This is a genomic window from Thiohalophilus sp. (assembly GCF_034522235.1).
Classification (GTDB): Bacteria; Pseudomonadota; Gammaproteobacteria; order UBA6429; family Thiohalophilaceae; genus Thiohalophilus.
This window is the reverse complement of record NZ_JAXHLN010000002.1, coordinates 56,496-79,404: the sequence shown is the minus strand read 5'-3', so window position 1 is coordinate 79,404 and position 22,909 is coordinate 56,496. Positions and strand designations below refer to the sequence as shown.

Annotated in this window: 21 protein-coding genes; 16 read left to right on the top strand and 5 right to left on the bottom strand. The window is 53.2% G+C overall.

Features of this window, described 5'->3' with window-relative positions; genetic code table 11:
* Positions 1-3: 3 nt before the first annotated feature.
* Positions 4-423: a hypothetical protein gene (locus tag U5J94_RS00565; protein WP_322563701.1), complete on the bottom strand. Its 420-nt coding sequence runs from the start codon at positions 421-423 to the stop codon at positions 4-6.
* 105 nt (positions 424-528) lie between these two features.
* On the opposite strand from U5J94_RS00565, the gene U5J94_RS00560 reads away from it, so the two are divergent.
* Positions 529-2,217: an EAL domain-containing protein gene (locus tag U5J94_RS00560; RefSeq protein ID WP_322563700.1), complete on the top strand. Its 1,689-nt coding sequence runs from the start codon at positions 529-531 to the stop codon at positions 2,215-2,217.
* Positions 2,218-2,320: 103 nt separating this feature from the next.
* On the opposite strand, the gene U5J94_RS00555 is transcribed toward U5J94_RS00560, so the two are convergent.
* Positions 2,321-3,688: an NAD-dependent succinate-semialdehyde dehydrogenase gene (locus U5J94_RS00555; RefSeq protein WP_322563699.1), complete on the bottom strand. Its 1,368-nt coding sequence runs from the start codon at positions 3,686-3,688 to the stop codon at positions 2,321-2,323.
* A gap of 164 nt (positions 3,689-3,852) precedes the next feature.
* Between U5J94_RS00555 and U5J94_RS00550 the strand changes: the two genes are divergently transcribed.
* From U5J94_RS00550 to U5J94_RS00525, 6 genes are all read left to right on the top strand, one after another.
* Positions 3,853-4,818: a complex I NDUFA9 subunit family protein gene (locus tag U5J94_RS00550; protein ID WP_322563698.1), complete on the top strand. Its 966-nt coding sequence runs from the start codon at positions 3,853-3,855 to the stop codon at positions 4,816-4,818.
* Positions 4,819-5,005: 187 nt separating this feature from the next.
* Positions 5,006-6,229 carry a multifunctional CCA addition/repair protein gene (locus U5J94_RS00545; protein WP_322563697.1) on the top strand — a complete coding sequence of 408 codons (1,224 nt, stop codon included), beginning with the start codon at positions 5,006-5,008 and terminating at the stop codon, positions 6,227-6,229.
* 3 nt (positions 6,230-6,232) lie between these two features.
* A complete protein-coding gene (locus U5J94_RS00540; protein ID WP_322563696.1) occupies positions 6,233-7,003 on the top strand; it encodes a class I SAM-dependent methyltransferase in 771 nt (256 codons plus the stop codon).
* 346 nt (positions 7,004-7,349) lie between these two features.
* Positions 7,350-8,687, top strand: a complete 1,338-nt coding sequence (rimO, locus tag U5J94_RS00535; protein WP_322563695.1) for a 30S ribosomal protein S12 methylthiotransferase RimO — start codon at positions 7,350-7,352, stop codon at positions 8,685-8,687.
* A 157-nt stretch (positions 8,688-8,844) separates the two neighbouring features.
* Positions 8,845-9,105, top strand: coding sequence for a DUF4160 domain-containing protein (locus U5J94_RS00530; RefSeq protein ID WP_322563694.1), 261 nt, complete (start codon positions 8,845-8,847; stop codon positions 9,103-9,105).
* Positions 9,106-9,109: 4 nt separating this feature from the next.
* Entirely contained in the window at positions 9,110-9,388 is a 279-nt protein-coding gene (locus U5J94_RS00525; protein WP_322563693.1) for a DUF2442 domain-containing protein, read from the top strand.
* A gap of 92 nt (positions 9,389-9,480) precedes the next feature.
* Here the strand turns inward: U5J94_RS00525 and U5J94_RS00520 are convergent, their stop codons facing one another.
* Complete coding sequence (locus U5J94_RS00520) at positions 9,481-10,887, bottom strand: integron integrase (RefSeq protein ID WP_322563692.1); 1,407 nt, start codon at positions 10,885-10,887, stop codon at positions 9,481-9,483.
* A 171-nt stretch (positions 10,888-11,058) separates the two neighbouring features.
* On the opposite strand from U5J94_RS00520, the gene U5J94_RS00515 reads away from it, so the two are divergent.
* From U5J94_RS00515 to U5J94_RS00480, 9 genes are all read left to right on the top strand, one after another.
* Complete coding sequence (locus U5J94_RS00515) at positions 11,059-11,925, top strand: hypothetical protein (RefSeq protein WP_322563691.1); 867 nt, start codon at positions 11,059-11,061, stop codon at positions 11,923-11,925.
* Between the two features lie 109 nt (positions 11,926-12,034).
* A complete protein-coding gene (locus tag U5J94_RS00510; RefSeq protein ID WP_322563690.1) occupies positions 12,035-12,400 on the top strand; it encodes a hypothetical protein in 366 nt (121 codons plus the stop codon).
* 109 nt (positions 12,401-12,509) lie between these two features.
* Entirely contained in the window at positions 12,510-13,028 is a 519-nt protein-coding gene (locus U5J94_RS00505; protein WP_322563689.1) for a DUF4468 domain-containing protein, read from the top strand.
* Between the two features lie 131 nt (positions 13,029-13,159).
* On the top strand, positions 13,160-14,047 hold the full coding sequence (locus U5J94_RS00500; RefSeq protein WP_322563688.1) for a hypothetical protein: 888 nt from the start codon (positions 13,160-13,162) through the stop codon (positions 14,045-14,047).
* Positions 14,048-14,147: 100 nt separating this feature from the next.
* Positions 14,148-14,756 (top strand): type VI secretion system-associated protein TagO, encoded by a 609-nt coding sequence (locus U5J94_RS00495; RefSeq protein ID WP_322563687.1) that lies wholly within the window; start codon positions 14,148-14,150, stop codon positions 14,754-14,756.
* A 125-nt stretch (positions 14,757-14,881) separates the two neighbouring features.
* Positions 14,882-15,088 carry a hypothetical protein gene (locus tag U5J94_RS00490; RefSeq protein WP_322563686.1) on the top strand — a complete coding sequence of 69 codons (207 nt, stop codon included), beginning with the start codon at positions 14,882-14,884 and terminating at the stop codon, positions 15,086-15,088.
* A complete protein-coding gene (locus tag U5J94_RS15175; protein ID WP_416224139.1) occupies positions 15,061-15,465 on the top strand; it encodes a nuclease-related domain-containing protein in 405 nt (134 codons plus the stop codon). Before U5J94_RS00490 ends, U5J94_RS15175 begins: the two co-directional genes overlap by 28 nt.
* 479 nt (positions 15,466-15,944) lie before the next feature.
* Positions 15,945-16,340: a hypothetical protein gene (locus tag U5J94_RS00485; RefSeq protein WP_322563685.1), complete on the top strand. Its 396-nt coding sequence runs from the start codon at positions 15,945-15,947 to the stop codon at positions 16,338-16,340.
* A gap of 63 nt (positions 16,341-16,403) precedes the next feature.
* Positions 16,404-17,144: a hypothetical protein gene (locus U5J94_RS00480; protein ID WP_322563684.1), complete on the top strand. Its 741-nt coding sequence runs from the start codon at positions 16,404-16,406 to the stop codon at positions 17,142-17,144.
* An 88-nt stretch (positions 17,145-17,232) separates the two neighbouring features.
* On the opposite strand, the gene U5J94_RS00475 is transcribed toward U5J94_RS00480, so the two are convergent.
* Complete coding sequence (locus U5J94_RS00475; RefSeq protein ID WP_322563683.1) at positions 17,233-20,979, bottom strand: translocation/assembly module TamB domain-containing protein; 3,747 nt, start codon at positions 20,977-20,979, stop codon at positions 17,233-17,235.
* Positions 20,979-22,718: an autotransporter assembly complex family protein gene (locus tag U5J94_RS00470; RefSeq protein ID WP_322563682.1), complete on the bottom strand. Its 1,740-nt coding sequence runs from the start codon at positions 22,716-22,718 to the stop codon at positions 20,979-20,981. The genes U5J94_RS00475 and U5J94_RS00470 overlap by 1 nt, the downstream gene beginning before the upstream one ends.
* Positions 22,719-22,909 lie beyond the last annotated feature (191 nt).

The window sequence follows — 22,909 nt, the reverse complement described above, 5'->3', positions numbered from 1 at the left end:
GAGTCAGTTTATGACGAATTCGTAAATCTGGGTGCTCAAAAACAACACACTGACCACCGCCCCGACGCCCGGCACCCAGATGATCAGCAACAGACCGCCCATTTCAAACAGTGTCATGATCACCGCAACCGTCACCGACTGGGCTATCCCCCAGATTACCACTGCGCCCAGTATCAAAAGCATGACCAGAATCACCAACCCGTCGGAAAACTGAACATAGACCTTCAAATAACCCGCAAAACCGTGCATCAGAGTAGCGAAGGCCAGCGGCGTCAACATGCCGGCGACACCGGCCACCTTGCCGACCAATACATAAATACCGGCACCCAGAATGGTGCCGATACCATAGAATGTCACCAGCGGCAATGAAAGAGTGCGCCTGAGCGTCGCCACTTCCTGTGTGCGGGGTTTGTCATTTCTCATACGGATATTCTATGCTTATAAATAGTAGTAGCACATCTCTAATAGCCAACGTTTCTACTGGGAATTTAACCCCGGCGCAGGCATGCGTCACACTGGAGAGTAAATGTGTCGAACAGCGTTCGAGACAAAGCCGTACCCCCCTATATCAGTGGCGAACAACTGCTGAATAATCTCAGCGACGGGGTTATCGGGGTTGATCGTGAAGGCCGTGTTACTTTCATTAATCAGGCCGCCTCGCGCTGGCTAAATCAAAGCCGGGAGCAGGCGCCGGGGCAGTCGCTTGGCGCTCTTTTCCAGCCCCTGCCCGACAACCAGCCTCTGGACCCTGCTTTTATCCAGCAGTTCCTGGCGGACACACAACCGTCTATCGCCTTTACCTCTCAACGAATAAAAACAGTCGACGATCAGACTCTGCTGGTGGACTACAGCATAACCCCACTTGATAAGAATACTGCTGCAATCATATTTCATGATCTCAGCCATACCGGCGAGAACCATTACATCCAGATCGATCAGTCCAACTATGACCCACTGACCCATCTTGCCAATCGCGATGCGATTCAACAAACCCTGATTCAGCTGCACGAGCAACACAAGAAAAGCAAGACGCCTTACACTGTTCTGTTGATCGATCTGGATCGTTTTAAACTAATCAATGACAGCTACGGGCATCCGGTAGGCGATACGTTGCTACAACACCTCGCCGGCCACATACAACAGCTGGCCACACAACAGGAGCTGATCGGTCGCTGGAGCGGCGAAGAGTTTTTATGCATTCTTCCGCAAACGGATATTCAGGCCGGGCTTAAAACTGCCAAACAGATACGCGCGAGCATTGCCGGGTTTTCCATCACGTCCCGGCAGAGAGAAATTTTCACCACCTGTAGCATCGGGGTCGCGAGTTACCCGCATGATGGCAAAACCGTTTCTGACATTTTAAGGACGGCGGATGCAGCACTGTACGAAGCCAAACGAGCCGGACGAAACCGCGTCGCCAGCAGTCAGGAAAATCGCGGCTCGTTTTTGAGTATTGCGACCCGGCTGGAAAATGCACTGCAGGAAAACCGAGTCATACCGGCCTACCAGCCCATTGTTGACTTGCAAACCGGCCAGGTGGTCGCCGACGAAGCGCTGGCCCGGATCATCGTCCCCGGCAGCGAACCCATCCCCGCCGGACAATTCATCGATGCTGCCGTCCATCTGCAGCTGGTGCACCGGATCGATTTCGAGGTGACCCGGCAGGCTATCCTGTACTGCAGTGAGAGTATTCGCCAGAACAACCCGCCTCAGCCTCATTTTGTCAACATATCCGCGGAACTGCTCCGACATCCGGAGCTGGTCCAGGGCATACTGGATACCGCCCTGCGGGAGTGCCAGGCATGCAGTGACCAGCTAGGTAATGAAAAACCTCTGGTCATCGAAATCACCGAACAGGCTTTGCTGCACAACCTTGACGATACGCGAGAGATTCTTGCGCCGTTTCTGGATTTCGGCCTGCGCCTGGCAATCGATGATTTTGGCGTCGGTTATTCGTCACTCAACTACCTGGCCGACTTGCCGGTCTCTTTTCTCAAGATAGACGGCCAGCTGGTACAACGTGTCGCCACCGAAAGCCGGATACGCGCCATCATCAAGGGCATTCAAAGTATTGCCAATGACCTGGATCTGATCACCATTGGTGAATTTATCGAAAATCAGCAAACCCTGGAAACTTTACGCGAAATCGGCGTCAACTGGGGGCAGGGTTATTACTTCGGCAAACCACGAATCCTCCACGAGCGGTTTGACATATAATAAAGGCAATGTTGAATGTTCAATTCTGAATTTTAAATTAACTATTTAGTAACCTGAGCCGGCCCTTTCCTTCCATTCAACATTCAAAATTGAAAATTCAAAATTACTTAATCCACACGGTCTTGGCGTTGACGAATTCGTGGATGCCGTGATGGGACAGTTCGCGGCCGTAACCGGAGAGTTTGATCCCGCCAAAGGGCAGACGCGGATCGCTTTTGACAAAGCTGTTAACGAAGGCACAACCACAGTCCAGTTGTCGGGCCAGTCGCTCGCCCCGATCACTGTCCCGGGTCCAGACATTCCCCCCCAGTCCGAAGGTGGTGTCATTGGCAATCCGCAGTGCATCGGCCTCGTCCCTCGCCCGGATCACGATCGCCACCGGACCGAATAACTCCTCGCTATAGGCGCGCATGCCGGGACCGACCTGGTCCAGAATCGACGCTTTATAATACGCCCCGGGCATATCCTCATAGAGATCGCAGCCGGTGACATTGACCGCGCCCGCGGCCAGGCTGTCGACCACCTGCTTGTGCAGCTCCTCGCGTAAATCGCTGCGTGCCATCGGCGCCAGGCTGGTGTTTTCATCCAGCGGATCGCCGGGCTGCAGGCTTTCGACCCCGGCCTTGAAGCGGGCAACAAAATCCTCGGCAATCGCATCCACCACAATAAAGCGCTTGGCCGCGATACAACTCTGTCCGGCATTGAGAAAGCGGGAGGCCACTGCACTTTTGACCGCCTCGTCCAGATCCGCGTCCTCCAGCACCACAAAGGCGTCGGATCCGCCCAGCTCCAGCACGCTCTTTTTCAATACCGATCCTGCCACCGCGGCCACCTGGCGTCCGGCCGGTTCGCTGCCGGTCAGGGTAACGGCCTGCACCCTGGGATCCTCGATCACTTTTTGCACCTGCGAGGCGCGGATCATCAATGTGGTGAATACACCATCGGGAAAGCCCGCTTCACGAAATATCGCTTCGATTGCCTGCGCGCACTGCGGCACATTGGAGGCGTGCTTCAACAGTCCGGTGTTACCGGCGCATAACGCCGGCGCCGCGAAACGAAACACCTGCCAGAAGGGAAAATTCCACGGCATTACCGCCAGCACGGTGCCCAGCGGCTGATAGGCCACATAGCTTTTGCCTGCATCGCTCTCGATCGGCTCGTCGTGCAGGAACTCTGGGGCCTTATCCGCATAATATTCACAAACCCAGGCACATTTTTCGAGCTCGCCCCGGGCCTCGTTGATCAGTTTCCCCATCTCCCGGGTAATCAGCGCGGCGTATTGCTCCTTGTTGTCACGCAGGACCTTCGCGACCCCGCGCATCAGTTCACAGCGCTCGCTAATGGTCAGGGCGCGCCATTGCGGTGCGACCTCGGCCGCCTGTTCCAGCGCCTGATCAATCCGGGCGTCCTCCCAGGCCGGAAATTCGCCTTCCTTTTCACCAGTTGCCGGGTTGATGACTTCGAAACTCATGCGGACTCCTTTATCGTTCGCGTCTGTCGTTCATACATATTAAAGTATAGACGTCATATTTTCGCCCAGGCTCTGATTTTACGGGCTCTCGCATTTGAACCATTGCCATGCCTATAATAGGGACAAATAATGACAATGCAACCGGACAAAAAGGTGAAACATCCATGAGACGACGCATCTGCATCCTCGGCGGGACCGGCTTTGTCGGAACGCATTTGATCAACCATCTGGTCAGAGAGGGTCACAGCATACGGGTCCTGACCCGACGCCGCGAGGCGCATCGGGAACTGCTGGTGATGCCGACCGTGGAAGTCTTCGATGCCGATGTGCACGATGAAAAGACCCTGAGTCGATTTTTCGCCGATCAGGATGCGGTTATCAATCTGGTCGGTATACTCAACGAGACCCGCGACAACGGCAAGGGTTTCTATCGTGCCCATGTCGAACTGAGCGATAAGGTTATCAAGGTCTGTCGCGCCCACGGTATACAGCGGCTGCTGCACATGAGCGCGCTCAACGCCGATCCGGGCACCGGCAGCAGCTATTATCTGCGCAGCAAGGGCGAAGCTGAACACCGTGTCCATGCCACCACCGATCTCAATGTTACCTCATTCCGTCCTTCGGTGATCTTCGGCCCCGAAGACAGCTTCATCAACCGCTTCGCCTCGCTACTGAAAAAAACACCCTGGCTGTTTCCCCTGGCCTGCCCCGATGCCCGCTTTGCGCCGGTCTATGTGGGCGATGTGGCCACCGCCTTCACCCAAAGTCTCAACGATCCAGCCACCTACGGCCAGCGTTACAATCTGTGCGGCCCCCACGAATATACCCTGCGGCAGATTGTTGAACGCATCATCGATACCCTCGACATCAACCGCCGTATTATTCCGCTGGGCCGTATCGGTTCCACCCTGCAGGCCAACCTGCTCGAATACGCGCCCGGCAAGCCTTTCTCCCGCGATAACTACCGTTCGCTGCAGATGGACAGCGTCTGCCCCGAAAGCGACAAGGTGCTGCGTGAGGTATTCGGGATCGAGCCGGCCGCACTGGAAGCCGTTATACCGCAATATCTGCGGCACAAGACCTACCGGGATCGCTATCAGATCTTCCGGCGCAAGGCGCGGCGGGAGTAACAATCCTCGACACATGGTCGGGTTGAGCAATGTTGAATGTTGAATTTTAAATTATCTGTTTACCGGACCCGAAATCATTGACAATGTTGTTTCAGGATCGGCACTGTCACCTCCTTCGCCGACATTAAACATTCAAAATTCAGCATTCAAAATTCAACATCGCCCCTGGCGGGAGTATGATCGCAGCATGGAAAAGTATCACGTAGGCGGCTGCGTCCGCGACAAACTGCTCGGCCTGCCGGTCAAGGACCACGACTGGGTGGTGGTCGGCAGCACGCCAGAGGAGATGCGCGAGACCGGCTATCGCCCGGTGGGCAAGGACTTTCCCGTCTTTTTGCACCCCGAGACCCGGGAAGAACATGCCCTGGCCCGCACCGAGCGCAAGACCGGCCCCGGCTATACCGGCTTCACCTTTCACGCCGCCCCCGATGTCACCCTGGAAGCCGATCTGGCCCGCCGCGATCTGACCATCAACGCCATGGCCGAAACCGACACCGGCGAGATCATCGACCCCTTCGGTGGCCAGCAGGACCTCAAGGATCGCCTGCTGCGCCATGTCTCGCCGGCCTTTGTCGAGGACCCGGTGCGCATCCTGCGAGTGGCGCGCTTCACCGCCCGGTTTGCCGGGTTCGGCTTTCGGGTGGCCGACGAGACCCAAACACTGATGCAGCAGATGGTCGACAACGGCGAGGTCGACGCGCTGGTGCCCGAACGGGTCTGGCAGGAAACCCTGCGCGCCCTGCAGGAGAATCACCCGGAAACCTTCTTCGAAGTACTGCGCGAGTGCGGCGCGCTGGCCAGACTGTTTCCCGAAGTCGATCGCCTGTATGGCGTGCCACAACCGGAACAGCATCACCCGGAGATCGACACCGGCGTGCACACCATGCTGGTGCTGCAACAGGCGGTGAAGTTGTCAAAGGATCCGGCAGTGCGTTTCGCCGCGCTGGTCCACGATCTGGGCAAAGGCACCACGCCGGCCGAAGAGCTGCCCTCGCACATCGATCACGAAGAACGCGGCGTGCCGCTGGTCGAGGCGCTGTGCGATCGCTACAAAATCCCCAACGAGTTTCGCGAGTTGGCGATCATGGTGACCCGCTATCATCTGCACTACCACCGCGCCGGCGAGCTCAAGGACACGACGTTATTAAAAACCCTGGAAGCACTGGACGCCTTTCGCCGTCCCGAACGCTATGAACAGTTCCTGCTGGCCTGCGAGGCCGACTCGCGCGGGCGTCCCGGTTACGAAGATCGGACCTTCGATCAGCCGCGCATCATGCGGGAGGCCTTCGCCGCCGCAAGCGCCATCGAGGCCAGACCGTTCGTCGAACAGGGCCTGCAGGGTCAGGAGATCGCCGAGGCGATGCACAAGGCCCGCCTGACCGCGATCAAACAGGTCCGGCGCGCTGCCTGATGCATGGCCTTCGCCGATCACTTCTCGACTCAGGCGGCGGACTACACCCGCTACCGGCCCCACTATCCGCCCGAGCTGTTTGATTATCTGGCCTCGCTGTGTCCGCAGCATGACCGGGCGCTGGATGTGGCCACCGGCAACGGCCAGGCCGCCGTCGCCCTGGGCGGATACTTTGCCCAGGTCATCGGTTGCGAACCGAGCCTGGCACAACTGCGCAACGCGCAAAAGCAACACACCATCGAGTATCTTTGCAGCACCGCCGAGCAACTGCCGTTTCCCGATGAGACCTTTGATCTGATCAGCGTCGCCCAGGCCGCGCACTGGTTCGACCACGCCCGCTTCAATGCCGAGGCCACTCGCCTGCTCAAACCCGGCGGCGTGCTGGCCGTCTGGGGCTACGGCCTGTTTTCCATCGCCCCGGCGATCGATGCGCTGGTCAACGACTATTACGCCAACACACTGAAAGATTACTGGCCTGCCGAACGCCACTGGATCGAGGCAGGCTACACCGGTTTACCCTTTCCCTTTGCACAACTCGACACCCCGGCCTTTCACATCCAGGCGCAATGGACCCTGCCCGAGGTCATCGGTTACCTCGCCACCTGGTCCGCCACCCAACGCTACCTCGCCGATCACAATCACAACCCGTTACCCGAACTCGAAAAACAGCTTGGCGAACACTGGCCGGATCCCTCACAACTCAAACCGATCCAGTGGCCAATCCACTTGCTTGCTGGTCGCAAGCAAGAGGGCCGAGGGACGAGTAACGAGTAAAAAAAACTGAACCACGAAGACACCAAGACACGAAGTTCATGAAGAAATCATTCATTACATTGGCGTCATTCCGGCGCAGGCCGGAATCCATGCTAGACAGGGGATAGGCCCGATATAGCAAAGCGGTATCGGGCAATTCTCCGGCTGCCGGACACCGCGTTGCTATGTCCGGCCTACACCCAGTCTGCGCCGCAATGTCCCCAATACAATGAGTTAATCTTTTTAACCTTCGTGTCTTTGTGCCTTCGTGGTTGAAGATTTTCCTCGTCCCTCGTAACTCGTCCCTCGGCCCTGTGTTGATAAGTGATATACTCCCGCCCCTCGCAACCACAACCCGAATACCCCTATGTCAAACCCCGCACCCAGAGTCGGTTTTATCAGCCTCGGCTGCCCCAAGGCGCTGGTCGATTCGGAACAGATCCTCACCCGGCTGCGCGCCGAGGGCTACGACATCGTCTCCGATTATGACGATGCCCAGCTGGTGCTGGTCAACACCTGTGGCTTTATCGACAGCGCGGTGGAAGAATCCCTGGAGGCCATCGGCGAGGCGCTGGATGAAAACGGCAAGGTGATCGTCACCGGCTGCCTGGGCGCCAAGGGCGACATCGTGCAGCAGACCCACCCGCAGGTGCTGGCGGTGACCGGCCCGCACGCCCTGCAGGAGGTCATGGATCATGTACACCAGCATCTGCCCAAACCGCACGATCCCTATACCGATCTGATCCCGGCCGAGGGCCTCAAGCTGACGCCGAAGCATTATGCCTATTTGAAAATCTCCGAAGGCTGCAACCATCGCTGCAGCTTCTGCATCATTCCCGCCATGCGCGGCGATCTGGTCAGCCGGCCGATCGGCGAGGTGATGCAGGAGGCGGAAAACCTGTTCAAAAGCGGCGTCAAAGAGTTACTGGTCATCTCGCAGGACACCAGCGCCTACGGCGTGGATGTCAAATACCGCACCGAATTCTGGGGCGGACGCCCGCTGAAAACCCGCATGACCGAACTGGCCGCCGCGCTGGGCAAGCTGGCGCGCGAGTACGGCGCCTGGGTGCGATTGCATTATGTCTATCCCTATCCGCACGTGGACGAGGTCATCCCGCTGATGGCCGAGGGGTTGATCCTGCCCTACCTGGATGTGCCGTTTCAGCACGCCGCGCCGCGCATTCTCAAATTAATGAAACGCCCCGGCAACATCGAAAAAACCCTGCGCCGCATCGAAGACTGGCGCGCGATCTGCCCGGACATCACTTTACGCTCCACCTTCATCGTCGGCTTCCCCGGCGAGACCGAACAGGAGTTCGAGGAGCTGCTGGAGTTTTTAAACGAGGCGCAACTGGATCGGGTCGGCGCCTTCGCCTACTCGCCGGTGGAAGGTGCCAGCGCCAACGACCTGCCCGATCCCGTCCCCGAAGAACTGCGCCAGGAACGCCTCGAACGCTTCATGCAACGCCAGGCCGAGATCAGCGCCGAAAAACTGCAACAGAAGATCGGCCAGACGATGCAAGTCATTGTCGACGGCTTCAGCGAGGAAAACCTCCTGCTCGGCCGCTCCAGTGCCGACGCCCCCGAGATCGACGGTGCCGTGATCCTGGACCAGGTCGAAGACGAGGTACAGCCGGGGCAGTTCATGGAGGTGAAGATCGTCGCGGCCACCGAGCATGATTTAATCGGGGTGCCGGTCGACTAACCACAGCATCCCCTTCGAACCTGCCTGGTTAGGTAATTACCTGGCAATCCGATAAAAAACGGCTATTTTTATCATGGGGACTTTGAATAATCTGACTGTCTGGAACGCCGGTCAGTATCCCCACAACATCATTGGCACGATTAAAAGGAGAGATACCGTGCCCGAGATTAGCCGCTTTCTGGGAATTATCATCGCGATGTACTACAACGATCATGCGCCTCCACATTTTCATGCGAAATATGGCGATCTCGAGGCCGTTGTCGCAATTGATACGGGGGAGGTTGTGGGCGGCACCTTACCTCCGCGAGTCCTGGGCCTGGTACAGGAATGGTGCGAATACCACAGAGCCGAACTCATGGAGGACTGGAATCTTGCCCGTGAAAGAAAGGCCCTGAAGAAAATCGAGCCACTGGTGTAAAACAATGCTACCAAGACTTAAAGAAGCCAAATACCGGGGTGACTACCGCATCTGGCTAAGCTTTACTGACGGCGTAGAAGGCGAAATCGACCTTTTCGGCGAACTATGGGGTGAAATATTTGAGCCCCTGAAAGATAAAGACCGGTTTAAAAAATTTGAGCTGAATGCGGAACTCGACACAATCACCTGGCCGAACGGTGCGGATTTCGCACCAGAATTTCTTTATCAAAAACTACGGCCTGACTATAAACTCAAATCGACACATCGAACCGGTACCGATTGATATAAACGCACTCAGGGTACATGCAAGATAATTGCAACAACATGCATTAATCCAACCAGCCATACTGCCTGGCCTGCGTCGCAGCAGAAGGACTACCGTTCCAGCATATCCAGCGGACTGACCACGCTCACCCCGGGCATATTCAGTACATGTGTATAGATCATGGTCGTCGAGACATCGGCATGCCCAAGTAATTCCTGTACCGTACGAATATCGTAACCCGACTCCAGTAAATGGGTAGCAAATGAATGGCGCAAGGCATGACAGTTCACTTTCTTGGTGATGCTGGCCTGTTCCGCTGCCCGCTTGATATACTTTTGCAACCCGTTTTCATGAATATGATGCCGACGAACAACGCCTGTTCGCGGGTCGGTTGAGACTCTGGATGAGGGAAAAACATATTGCCAGCGAAACTCTTTTTCCGCGTTAGGGTATTTTCTTGCCAATGCCCCGGGGATATACACCCTGCCAAAACCATTTTCCAGATCTTCTTTATGTAAAGCCCTGATCTTGTCGACCTGCTCCTGCAAGCAATCGATCAATTTGTTGGGAATCGGTACAACCCGGTCTTTCTTCCCTTTTGCTTCACGTACGAGTATCTGTCGATAGCCGAAATCCACATCCAGAACCCGCAGTCTGACGCACTCCATCAGTCGCATTCCACATCCATACAAGAGATTTGCCATTAACTGTTGCGTTTCTCCGTCAATTTTCTCCATCAACTTCCTGACCTCATCGCGCGTAAGAACAACAGGAAGCCGTCGCGGTTTTTTTGAATGTGCAAATGAAATCTTTTCATTCATCTCACGCTGCAATACCTGCTTGTAAAAAAATATCAATGCATTCAATGCTTGACTCTGGGTGCTGGCGGCTACATTGCGATTCAAAACCAGATAATCGAGGAACTGACCGATGTGTTGCTCTGACAATCTCGCCGGATCAGTCATATCATGGTACCTGATATATCTCAAAAACCAGCCAATGTAGGATCGTTCAGTGCGAATCGAATATTGCCTGGTGCGTATCGCCGCCACAAAGGCTTTAACATGTTCGGGATATCGCTTGAAAACATGCTTGTAAAGAACCGAATCTTTTTCATCCAGTCCGGCGGCATGGGCTTCAGGATCGTGCCCACCATCGGCCTGATAATCCCGGGCGACAGTAGCATGATTGTCGCGCAGGGACTGCGCTGCCATGGACCAATCCTGCCATGAAAAGTCCCCTGCCCAGGCAGGCTGGACCATCTCCACAAATAGAATCTTGAGCGCGTCCACGATCTGGCGAAACTGCCAGTCTTCCAGGGGTGCATTTCTGCCTTTGTCCCGCAGATATTCCTCGACTTCGCGCGGGGTGTGGCTCCCCAGACGCTGATTGGGGTGCGCCTTGATGTACTGCTCCGCATGGCGCACGTACCATCGCGCCACCTTCGGCTTGATGTTATAAGTTTTTGTTTTTTCGATATAATTATCCCAGAACCGGGATACGGAAGGGTTGTCCATAGCGCTACTCCTTTAGCTGTTATTGGATGCAGGCAGTCCAATTGCCTGCTAGGATTATGGGAAATAATTCAAGAAATTTCAAACGGAATAGGCAGATTCTGTCTATATCCGGGAAAATACAGATTCTGTCTAAATCACTGTTAGCGCTCAAAATTGGACATGGAGGAAATCGTGAAAATAGCTATTGAGTTTATAAAAATCGCACTATTGTCGGCTATTGTCATCATCATGGGTATGAACATAGGCATATTACAGACGCCAACATCCAGTGAAACTGGATACAAGTCCTCAGAAGAAATTGATTTGAGCGAGGATTCAAAGAGTCAATCTAATCAACGAGAAACTGACCTAAGAAAAATTATGGAGCATAGCCTTTCACAGCTTTTCAAGTTTCCTGAAAGTGTAAGGTTTCGGAATACGAACTATGAATATATGCGCGTACTTAACGATCATGGCATTAGTGTAGCGCCAGAGAAGGAGTTAGAGTTTGCGACCCTATGTGGCCAATATTCAGCCCAGAATGCTATGGCAGTTTATGGGTCGGCACGGCCTTTTTATGCCGAAGTGGCTGTAAATAATGAAGAAAAGGGTATTACGGGGGATGTCTGGTTGGAAATTGATGGAGAGATTAAAAAGTTAATATCGCTAGATTCTACTATCGCTCTGGATGGTGACAAGGAAGAGTTTGAGGAACTATATTCAAAAAACTGTGGAGATATTCGAAGCGCATTCATGGGCGTGTTCGGACAATATGATATAGGCTATACCGCGTTGTCCGTCAAACACTATATTAAAGAACTGGACAAGCTGTCAAAATATCCAGGAGCTAAAGAATCGTTAATGGAATGCTCGAACTCAGATGCTTCTCATGATTATTGTATTGGTGCGGAAATATGCCAAAGAGTGAAAGAACTGGATGAAAATATGAGTAAATTCTGTTCAATCAAGAAGCAGGTTTGTTCAGGCAACGATAAGCATGCTGATTGTGAGGCAAAACTAGAAGCCGCATATAAGGAAAAGATGCCATCAAAGAAATGAGCGCTAACAATCACATACACTCGGATAGCAAAAGGCGCCGCTCCTTCGTCGCTCTGCTTTTTGCTGCAGGTGATGTGAGGCGTTAGTTGCTATCAAAAGGGAGAGATACATGAAAACTACAATAATCGCATTTCTTTTCACTCTATCTTTAATATCTGGATGTGCCACATCGAATTATTCTGTGGGTAACCCGTTTCCTAGTGAAAATGTAAATAAAATCGTAAAAGGAAAAACCACTACAGCAGATTTAGCTAATTTATTTGGCCAACCATTTTCGAAAACAGTAATTTCTGCTAATGAAGAAAAATGGATGTATATGCATTCTAGCGGCACAAGCACAGCTCAAAGCTATGTTTTTACAATGGATGTAAAAACTACCGGGATGCAGAAAACCCTAGATATTTTAGTTAAAGATGACGTTGTAGTTAATTTTGCATATACTGAAAGTCCAGTGCCGTCAGTTAATGTCCAATAAAAAAGCAACTAACAATGGCATCGTACGGGACTGTCAACCGCGCCGCTTCGCTTTGCGGTTTCCAGCCCCACATGCCAAACGTTAGATCAATCACAAAAAGGGGAGCTATATGAAGTTCAGAAATTTTATTGCAATATTTGGAGTGGCCTTGGTCCTGGGAGGCTGCGCCGGTATGCAGCCTGTTGCCGAAGCCGATAGAACTTTTGAAAGGGTAGTCGAGGTTCCCAATCATACAAAAGACCAGATATACACCTCAACCAAGATATGGATCGCAGAAAACTTTAAATCTGCAAAATCTGTCATCGAACTAGATTCAAAAGAAGACGGCATAATAATTGGTAATGGGATAATTCAATACCCATGTAGCGGGATGGGTTGTTTAGCTAAGAGTGACTGGAAAGTCCCATTCACAATGCGAGTTGACATGAAAGATCAGAAATTCAAGATCAGCTTTTCAAACATTAAATTATCTTGGCCAGCATCATATAGTTCAGGTATTTCAAGCCCCGCATATGATGGCCCTGTCAACTCTCAAGGAGATATGGATAAAATCAAGCCAGCCTTGCTAAAGTTTGGTGATGAGATTCTGGCGTCGATCAATTCCAGTAAAAGCAAAAGTGACTGGTAAAGTGATCTAACAAGCGGCTGCACCGGACAAATTTCCGCTGTCACCATTTTTGCAAGAACACGCAAAAATACCGCCAACAAAAATTTGCTCGGTGAGCCGGGCGTTAGCCAATACAGGATGGGCTGTCGACCATGGACCAAACGGCATTCTTCGCGGCGCAAAAGAACATCTTGGAAAGCCTTTTCGGCAAAGAGTGGTTCCACGTTGCGCACGCGTCTAGACAAGGCCATCCGGCCTACGTGCGTTGGTCTTTGTGCAAGGATCTCCTTGAGAAGGATGGTAATCTCCGGTTGCCCGACGATGAACCGAAGCTCCACGCTATCGCTGAGGTCATTCTGGATAATGCTCTTATCATCCAAGCGACCCAAGGTAACGTGCAGAAGCTAACAATCGCTGATCTCGCGAACTTGGGAGACGACTCAGTATTGGCTAGGTTACGGGGCGAAATTAAGAACCACGGCGGATTTCTTTCCGTGATGTCGGAGATTGCATATGCAGCTTGGCATATATCACACGGCGATTATGTGGAGGCGTACGAGCAGCCCTCCGCAGCTGACTTTCGGATATGCAATCACGAAATCAATGACCCAATAATCGTGGATTGTAAGCGTATTGACGAAAAATCCAATGACCAGCGGATTGCCAAGGTCATTCAGAAAGCGAATAAGCAAATAAAGTATATGGATCAGCGTGCATTCGGTATAGCTGCGCTAGACATATCCGATCGCATAAATAATCCGACAGACTTTTCGGATGATATCCCCAATCGTGTCAAGGAACACATTGCACTAGCGGAAAAGGCCATTGCCGGCAAGAACACATCGGTCAATGTCGTTCTTCTGATTTGGAATGACTGCCTTATCCATAAAGACACGCAACCGGGCACACGAACCCCGTACTGGGTAGCTCTTAGGCGGAGAAGTGTGGTTGTAAGACAGCCGGAACCCCGATATGCAATCGAGCTTAACGACGAGACAATACAAGTAGGTAACACGGTGGAATATGGTATCCGCACGTAGTAAGTACAGCTAACTAGGTGCTGCAACCGACGCCAAAACCGCTATGCGGTTTCAGCGCGGCTGAGCAACATCGTTAAGCCTCACAAGGAGAAATCGAAGCATGATTAAGAAATTTACATTCTTGGCAGCCTCACTTCTTTTGGCTGTAAACTCATACGCTGCTATAGACGAAAAAGAATATGCTAAATGTGCAGTTATTGAGGGTGATTTGGCTCGGCTTGAATGTTTTGACAGGCTAGCAAAATCTAAAAATCTGGATGGTCGTCAGAATCAACCAACATCTATAACAGGAAGAGGTAAATGGCAGGTTTCTGTTGATGTAAACCCCGTGGATGACTCTAAAACAGTTACATTGGTTCTACATGCAGATTCTGGAAAAAACAAATGGGGGAAGGCTGTTTATCTGGTTGCAAGGTGCAAGAGCAATACGACTGACCTATATATTGGCTGGAACGATTATCTTGGTAGCGAAGCCGATGTTCTAACCAGAGTAGGTGATAATAAGGCAATGACTCAAAGGTGGAGTCTATCCACTGACAAAAAGGCAACATTTCACCGCAAGCCAATCCCATTCTTAAAAGAGATGCTGACTTCAGCAAAATTGGTTGCTCAAGTTACACCATACAACGAAAGTCCTGTGACCGCAGTTTTTAATACCGCAGGGCTAGAAAATGCCATTAAACCACTAAGAGAAACTTGTAGTTGGTAATGCATAACAAGTCATTCAAACCGACACCGAAAAGCGGTGCGGTTTAATACAATCGTTATGTGTAATTAGCGAACTGACCTATTTTGATGGCATAGCTTCATAAACAAATTAATTTATGGTTAATTATGGCTATTGTTGTAGGGAAAATAGAGCCTCTCAAGAAATTGAAATCGGTATTAAATGACAATGGTATAACCAGATTTAATTCTATTGGTGAAACTAATGATTTTTTAAAGAATTATGAATCAGAAAAGGAAGAAATACCTAAAATCACTAAGATCACACTAAATCAGGAAATAAAAGAATTAGACGAAAAAATAAAAAGGCTGTAGAAAAAAGCAATAAAAACTTATTTAACAAAATAGTCTATTTTTTTAAAATAAAATCATTAAGCCACAAAAGATCAAAACTAGAAAATAATTATGAAAAAGTTCTATATGTCAGATGTGCTGAATCAATTAAAAAACTAGATTATACAAAAGAAGTAGTCGACGGACTCTATACGTTAATAGTCGGAGCGGTTGGAGAAAATTCTACTGTAAAAGAATTAGAAAAGCTTTCAAATGACTATTATTTGATCAATGACTTTTCAATGGAATTTAATCCACCTATTTATAACAAAAGAGAAAACGACAGAATATTTAGTATTCAAATAGATCACCTATTAATTAGCAAATCGGGAATTTTTCTTCTTGAAACCAAGAATTGAAGCAAAAAATCAATAAACAATCTAGACCTAAGGTCTCCAGTAAAACAAATATCAAGAACTAGTTATGCGTTATTTGTGTTGTTAAATAGCGAGTCAAATATTAATCTGGTTCGCCATCATTGGGGCAGCACAAGAATACCGATCAGAAATGTTATTGTAATGACAAAAATTAAGCCTAAAGAAGAGTTTAAACACGTTAAAGTCTTAACCTTAAACGAGATAAATGGATATATACAATATTTTGATGAAATATTTAACAACTACGAAGTAGAGCATATATTTAATTATTTAAGTAATGAAATGCATTAAAATACATAACAATGTGTTCAAAAATGGACGCTGCAAAAAAGCGCGGCGCCCTTTAACTTAAACGTTAGCTCTACCAAAATTTACGGAATCAGGCCCAGATCTTGCCTTTTGCCATTCCGCCATGAACGATCTCAGGCCGGATAAGGCCTGATACTGATTTGGAGAGAAAATTGAATCATCCATTCTACCTCAATCTAATACGAAAAAGCCTGGCCCTTATCGCGGTGCTTTTTGGGGTGGTAACGGTCTTTGCGGGCAGTCGTGTCCTGACCGGCTCCGATCCGGGGTATGTGGTCTTTCTGCCCTTGCTCGTCTACAACACGGTAATGGGATTTATTTACATCGGCGTGGGGATTGTCGCGTGGCGTAATGTTCATTCTGGGCGAAACGGGGCTGCAGCTGTCTTTGTGCTGAACCTGCTTGTCCTTGCCGCCATCTGGCTGCTTTACAACTCGGGCGGGGCCGTGGCGATTGACAGCCTTCGGGCCATGACATTGCGTACGGCTGCCTGGCTGCTGCTCTTTATTGGTCTGTTCTGGCTGAGCCGCCGAACAGCAGAGACTTGAGACCGGTGCCAAACCGCGCATTGCAGGCTCTTTAATCAGCATACCAACCAGCAGCCGAATACTATGGCAATGAAACTGAAAAAATTTCTGGGTTATGAATGGGACGCCATTGCAGGGATCCTCGCCGCAGTGATTGCCGTTATCCTGCATCTTCTGCATGTGGTGGATGAGGCGGTAGTGCTGCCTATTCTTCTTGCCCTGCTGGGTTTGCTGTTTATCAACTTCATGCGCCATACCCGTAACAATGAACTGACCGCCGAGCAGGTCGAGTCCACCGCGCAGGCGGTAGAGCGCATCCAGGCCTCGCTCAGGATGCCTGACGTGGTGCTGGTCGGGCCGCGTCATCTGCGTCCGGTGAATGAACATTTCGTCCGGAATATGAGCGGGGAGACGATCTGGTTTAATGTCTGTCTGTCCATGTATATCCCACGACCTCTGTTCGATGCACTACTCAAACCGGCTATCGATAATCCACTGGTAACATCCATCCAGTTTGTACTCGACGCGTCACAGAAAGATTTGTGGCAGACTTTGCAGCCCCGAATCGCCGAATGCTCCGGTCAGTTAAAGGTCAAGGAGCCGCGCTGGTGCCACTTGAGCAAGACGACCTCGTTTATTCTGGCCGACAGTCAATCAAGCGGCGGGACCGAGGCGCTGCTCAGTTTCTGGGGAGAGCCGTTCATGGCCCAGAGTACCGAACAGGATGTGCCACGCTTTATCTTCCACATCCAGAAAAATTCCGAACTGCTGCCGCATCTTGTCGAGCTGCAACGCACACAGTCCCGTTCTGCCGGGGCCGTCTGAACTTCAGACCAGTCCCGCTAAATCCAGGTCAGGACCCGGTTTTCTTCCATAAGTGACGTTGGTGACAAACTGGTAACTTATCATTCTGTTACCGATCGATGGTAAACAGAATATCCGCACTCTGGTGCTCGCCGCTTTCGCCCTTGATATACCAGCGGTCGGATAACTGATATCGCACGCTCAGGGTATTGAACGACTCGACAATGCCAACGCCGTAACTGACGTAGAGCCTGGGTGCCAGGTAGCGACCCATGACCAGGGAAGCCTGTTCGCCGGTGTCGCTGGCTTCGACACGCATCTCATCCAGCCCGAAACGATCGCCGATTTGGCGTGCCAGGCTGTCGCCGCCGCTCAGACTCAGGGCCAGCGCCGCTTTGACCATCATGCTGCCCTCTTCACCGGAGGCGGTTTCCAGCGGACGCCCCAGCATCAGGTAGGCCAGTGCATCGGTCTGGCCCATGGCCGGGATGGAGAACAGTTCGACTTCCGGTTGATTGAGGCTGCCACGCACGCGGATGCCGGCGGTGACGTTATTTACCTGGCGTATCGCACGCAGATTCAGGCCGGGGTTGCTGACCGGACCACCCGTATACAACAGACGTCCGTGCTCCACCGTGAGACGCTGGCCGTAGGCGGTATACCGACCTTCGACAACGTTGATCTCACCGGTCGCGGTGGTCAGTTCGCCGGGGCTGTCCATGAGCAGCAGGTCGCCGCCCAGCCGCCCGTCGAAACCGAAGCCGTACAGGCTCACCCGATCCCCCAGCGTTACTCGCACTCTGGTGGTGATTTGCCATTTCTCCTCGACCGCTTCCTCGCCACCGACGATCACCACGTCCTCCGACACCCGTGCAGCGGTGGTGACATCTTTCGGTTGCAGTCGGGCAAAGGGCACATGGACCTTGCCACTGATATCAATGCTGCGCCCCTGCAGCTCGAGGTGCAGATCGGGTGTGACGACAACCCGGGCCTCGGGAATGCGGGCCACTTCGAAGTTTTCACCTTCAATGCGGATCGTCGTTGGCCAGCCGGCCCGGTTGTCCAGCACGGTCTGGCCCTCGGCCCGCAGATCACCGTCGCCCGAGCGAGCGGTCAGTGTGTAGCGGAGTCTATCCAGCCCTTCGCTGCGGGCGTCCACACGAATTTGCGTCAACTGCAGACCGAGACGGGGTATACGCAGCCCGCCCTGTTCCAGGCTTGCCTTGCCGCTGTAGCGCGGTTTGGCCAACGTCCCGTCGACATCAAGCTGCATGGCCAGCTCACCATCGAGGTCCTGCACGTCGGGCAACAAGGCCTCGATAATGCCGAGCCGGTTAATCGTGACACTGGCGCTGCCCTGTACCGGCTGGCTGTCGCGCTCAAGGTTCAGTAGTTGCGCATCGGGCAAGGCCAGTTTGGCCGAGAATTGATCGCCACTGCCCATGGCCAGGCGGGATGTCGCCTGTAAGCCCTTCTCATCCAGCGTCAGATCGAGGCTGCCCGCGCGGTATTCCCAGCGCTCCGGTTCCCCTTCCAGTACGGGATAGGTGACCGCGCCCGCCGGCAATTCGACATGGGCCCGGCCGGACAATTGCCCGGAAGCATTCAACTGGAATGCCGCGGTGGCATTGGTCACTCCGTCAAGCACCAGTTCACCCGGCAACCAGGGGGTGAAGACTTGCAGCGGAAAGTTCACCAGCTCAAGTTCCGAGCGCCAGTTTTTTCCGGTTTGTTGCAATTGCCCGCACAGGCGGGCTGTTTCACTTTGCACACAGAACGGCGCCACAGAGAAACGATCCCGAATCAGGTTGAGGGCGACGGGACGTTGCAGATGCCAGTTGTCCTGTTGCGGTCGCTGCAGATCGATCGCTTCGATGCGTCCGCGCCAGCCTTCGGCATTCGCTTCACCCTTCAGTTCAACCCGGGCGGTATTGCCGCCGGCCTCTGCCGTGAGTTGCAACCCGCCCGGGTCGGCATTGATCCGCAGCGCGTCAATCCGCTGTTCATGAACGCTGAGTTCTTGTGCGGCGAGATCGATATCGATCTGTTGCCAGCGGAACAGATCCACGCCCAGCTTGCCGGACAGGTTGCCAACGCGATAACCCGGCAGGCTCAGGCGTTCGCCGTTAAGCGTGGCGTGGATCACCGGCTCGGCCTGCGTGCCGCTGATTTGTCCCGAGGCCTGCAGCTGGCCGCCAGCTTGCGGATAAAGTTGCGCCAGATCGGCTGCGTCGACGGACCAGTCGAGGTTCATGTGTTCGCCGAGCGCCCCTTGCGCGCTCACGTTTGCCGAACCGGATTGCAGATCAAACTGTTTAACCTGTAACTGTGTCCGCTCCCAGGCCAGCCGACTGCGCAGCTTAACCGGCTGGCCGCGCAACTCGCCGCTGACACGGGTAATATCCGCCTGTGCAATGATCTGCCCTGCCTCTATATGTCCTGTCGAGCTGAGACTGGCATCTAACCGGCCGGGCCATTGTCGCCACTGCACAGCAGGATTGAGATTGTTCCCTGTTACTTGCACATCCCAGGCGAGCCGGGGTGACCAGTCGAGTCGGCCCGCCAGAGTGGTTTCGCCATCCAGCGCCGTGATCCGCAGGCTGTCGAGATCGAGCCCTTCGAGATCGCCGGTCGCTTTGGCATACCAGGTCGATGGCGGCGCCTGCGGCAGGGGGCGATCGGCGCTGAGCGATAGCCGATACTGATCCGGGCGGCCCTCGACGCGGCCCTCTCCGCTTGCGCTGTCTATCCAGGCGTTGCCGGTCAGCGGCCAGCGCAGGTTCTCCCAGTCGAGCTCCAGGGCAAACTCGCCGCTCTGGAGTCCTTCGCTGCCGGGCGTCCACTGGCCCCGGGCATTGACCGAGGTCCTGGTGGACGGGGAGCGCAATGACAACTGTTCAATGCGTAACCTGCCATCCTGCGCGAGTTGCAATGTTGTGTCGGCTTCGAAAGGGCCCTGTTCAGGGTACTCTCCCGCCAGTTGCCCGCGGAGTGACGCGGTATGCCTATCCCCCTCGCCCTGCACTTGCAGCTCGCCCCTGATTGCCGGCCACTCCGTATTGAGTTGAGCAAGGTTAACCTTGCTCACATCCGCACTGGCCAGCCAACGGAGCCGGCTTAACAGTTCGCGAGCTTCAACCTCGAGATCCAGCTGGAACGGGCCACTGATCTGCTGCTGTAATGCAAGTTTGTCCAGATTGCCCCGGCTTCGGCCCTGGCCTGTGAATTCAGGTTGATCCGCCAGTCCAAGTCGCCATTGCATATTCAGCGTGTGTTGATAATTACCGACCGGCTTCAACGTACCGTCGATGTGCAGATCAAATTCCGCCGCGCTGACATCGAGCGCATCGATATGGATCCTGTTACCCCGGCTGCTGGCGTTCAAGATGACCTGTTGCAGGACAAATTCCTGCTCATCTTGCATGATATGGATGTCATCGATTCGGATATCCTCAAGTGCCATACCTAGCGGCAGACGCAACTCCGGCAGTTCCACGACCTGCGCCGCCTTGCTTTGCTGCGTGGCGGGCAGCGTGATAACCATCGACTGGACGTGCAGCTGGCTGACGACCAGATTGCCTGTCAGTAACTCGAAGGGCCGCCACTTCAGTGTTGTCCGCTCAAGGACAACCCGGGTATCCGCATGCTGATAGTGCAGATCGGTGGCGCTGATACGGCCGAACAGCCGCCCTTCGAGTTTGCCGATACGCAACTCGCCGGGAATGGACTCGCGGCTCTGTTGATAAGCCCAGCGCAAACCGCTTTCGGTCGCGCCCAGCCAGAACAACCCGCTGGCCGCGAGCAACAACAGAAGCACGAGCAGGGCGAGCAGGTTTTTTTTCAACCCCGGGCGCATCAGAGATCCGGACCGATATTAATATGAAGTCGCCAGGGCTCACCCGGTTGCGTGAGCGCGGAGGCGACATCGACACGCACCGGACCGATAGGTGATTTCCAGCGCAGTCCCAGCCCGGCGCCGCGTTCGAGTTTGTCATCGAGATCGTCGATGGCGTTGCCGGCATCATAAAACACCGCCACACCCCACTTGCCTCCCAGGCTGCGTTCGAGCTCGATGCTGCCGGTCATCAGGTGCTTGCCGCCAACCACCTGGCCGCTGTCATCGACCGGTCCCAGTGACTGATAGGCATAGCCGCGCACGCTTTGCGAGCCACCGGCGAAGAAGCGTACCGAGGACGGCAATTGGTTGAATTCATCGGTGCGGGTACTGCCCAGCCGGCCGCGGGCAATAAGCCGATAGTTTCTGCCCAGCGAGGTAATCCCCTTCAAGCCGCCCTGTACCTGGAAAAAGTCTGTATCGGAGATCAGCTGTTCACTGGCACCGCGCAACTCAATATCGAATCGCAAACCATCCAGCACATGCACAAACTCCCGGCCCCAGGTACGGCTCCAGTCCACGCTGGGAATCAGCAGTGTCGAGTCACCCCGATCGTCGGCGACGACGAACTCCTCCTGTTGATATTTCAGCGCAAGCGACTCACGCCACTGACCCCGCCCCCGGTTCAGGGCAACACCGAGAGTGCGCAGGGTACTCTCGCTGGTGTCGGTCTCTTCATTGACCACGCCGGCGCTATAGATCAGTTGATCGGTTCGGGGATCGAGTACCGGAATCCGATAACGAATGCCGAGACTGTAGCCTATTTCGGAAACGCCGGCATCGGTGTTGAGACGATGGCCCGACTCATTCAGACGCGGCATCTCCCAGCCGAATTTGGCACGGGCCCCGGTATCCGTCCCGTAACCCAGCCCCAACGTATAGCGATGCGGTTTGCGCGGGGTCAGCTTGACGTTGATGGGCACCTCGCGCGTCATATCCTCTACCTCGCCGGGGGAAACCTCAACACGGGAAAAATAATCACTGTCATTAAGCGCATGCTGCAGATCGATAACCTGATTAAGGTTATAAGGATCGCCCTGTTTGAACGGGATATAGCGTTGCAGCAGTTGCGGTTCGAGTACATCCTGTTGCAGCGAGACCTCGCCAAAGTTATAGCGCGGACCACCCTCATAATGGATACGGACACGGGCCTCGTAGGCGTCGAGATCGATCTCTACCCGTTTTTCGACAAAACGGGCACGAAAGTAACCCCGCTCTGTTGCCAGTCTGGCCAGGTTACTCTTAATGGATTCGTACTGAATATGATTGAATGTGCTGCCTTGCTGTAACGGCAAGTTGGCTATTAAATCCGAAAATGCCGAATCCCGCTGCAGTTCCTCACCCAGCCGTAATCGAAATTCAGCGATAGAGAGTTCCGGCCCTTTATCAATTATATAAATCGCCTGCCACTGTTCGGCATCCGACTTCGTCAGCTCGCTACTTATTTCAGGTCGGTAGTAACCATAGGGCTTTAACGCATTGGCGATTTCCAGTGGTGCCTTGCTATGCAGTCGCTTAACACGTCCTTCAGTCAGCAGCGGGCTCTCTTTTTGCTGTTCGAGACTCAGGTAAAGACGAACGTTCGTTTCCAGCTCGGCATCGATACCACTGACATCAATTGAAAGATTGATTTGGGCGGCCAGCGTGTTGCAATAAAAAAAGACCGTCAGAGCCAACAACCATTGCTGCGTCTTGCACATCAAGATTCCTTATCGCGTCGTTATATCCGAGCAGTTGTCGCACAAATCCGGTATATACGAACATTGTATATTATATAGTCAACAAATGGACGGCTCCGGTTCCCCCGGCGGCCAGCAAATGGCTTCTAACTGTTATATTTTTCGACAAACTCATCGTATATCAATGTCTATACCTACCAGGGCAAAACAGG

Coding starts and splice junctions, on each gene's coding strand:
- U5J94_RS00505 (WP_322563689.1), top strand. CDS start 12,510: ATGAAGTTCAGAAATTTTATTGCAATATTTGGAGTGGCCTTGGTCCTG.
- U5J94_RS00550 (WP_322563698.1), top strand. CDS start 3,853: ATGAGACGACGCATCTGCATCCTCGGCGGGACCGGCTTTGTCGGAACG.
- rimO (WP_322563695.1), top strand. CDS start 7,350: ATGTCAAACCCCGCACCCAGAGTCGGTTTTATCAGCCTCGGCTGCCCC.
- U5J94_RS00480 (WP_322563684.1), top strand. CDS start 16,404: ATGGCAATGAAACTGAAAAAATTTCTGGGTTATGAATGGGACGCCATT.
- U5J94_RS00470 (WP_322563682.1), bottom strand. CDS start 22,718: ATGTGCAAGACGCAGCAATGGTTGTTGGCTCTGACGGTCTTTTTTTAT.
- U5J94_RS00555 (WP_322563699.1), bottom strand. CDS start 3,688: ATGAGTTTCGAAGTCATCAACCCGGCAACTGGTGAAAAGGAAGGCGAA.
- U5J94_RS00525 (WP_322563693.1), top strand. CDS start 9,110: ATGCTACCAAGACTTAAAGAAGCCAAATACCGGGGTGACTACCGCATC.
- U5J94_RS00565 (WP_322563701.1), bottom strand. CDS start 423: ATGAGAAATGACAAACCCCGCACACAGGAAGTGGCGACGCTCAGGCGC.
- U5J94_RS00490 (WP_322563686.1), top strand. CDS start 14,882: ATGGCTATTGTTGTAGGGAAAATAGAGCCTCTCAAGAAATTGAAATCG.
- U5J94_RS00500 (WP_322563688.1), top strand. CDS start 13,160: ATGGACCAAACGGCATTCTTCGCGGCGCAAAAGAACATCTTGGAAAGC.
- U5J94_RS00475 (WP_322563683.1), bottom strand. CDS start 20,979: ATGCGCCCGGGGTTGAAAAAAAACCTGCTCGCCCTGCTCGTGCTTCTG.
- U5J94_RS00540 (WP_322563696.1), top strand. CDS start 6,233: ATGGCCTTCGCCGATCACTTCTCGACTCAGGCGGCGGACTACACCCGC.
- U5J94_RS00520 (WP_322563692.1), bottom strand. CDS start 10,887: ATGGACAACCCTTCCGTATCCCGGTTCTGGGATAATTATATCGAAAAA.
- U5J94_RS00495 (WP_322563687.1), top strand. CDS start 14,148: ATGATTAAGAAATTTACATTCTTGGCAGCCTCACTTCTTTTGGCTGTA.
- U5J94_RS00510 (WP_322563690.1), top strand. CDS start 12,035: ATGAAAACTACAATAATCGCATTTCTTTTCACTCTATCTTTAATATCT.
- U5J94_RS00545 (WP_322563697.1), top strand. CDS start 5,006: ATGGAAAAGTATCACGTAGGCGGCTGCGTCCGCGACAAACTGCTCGGC.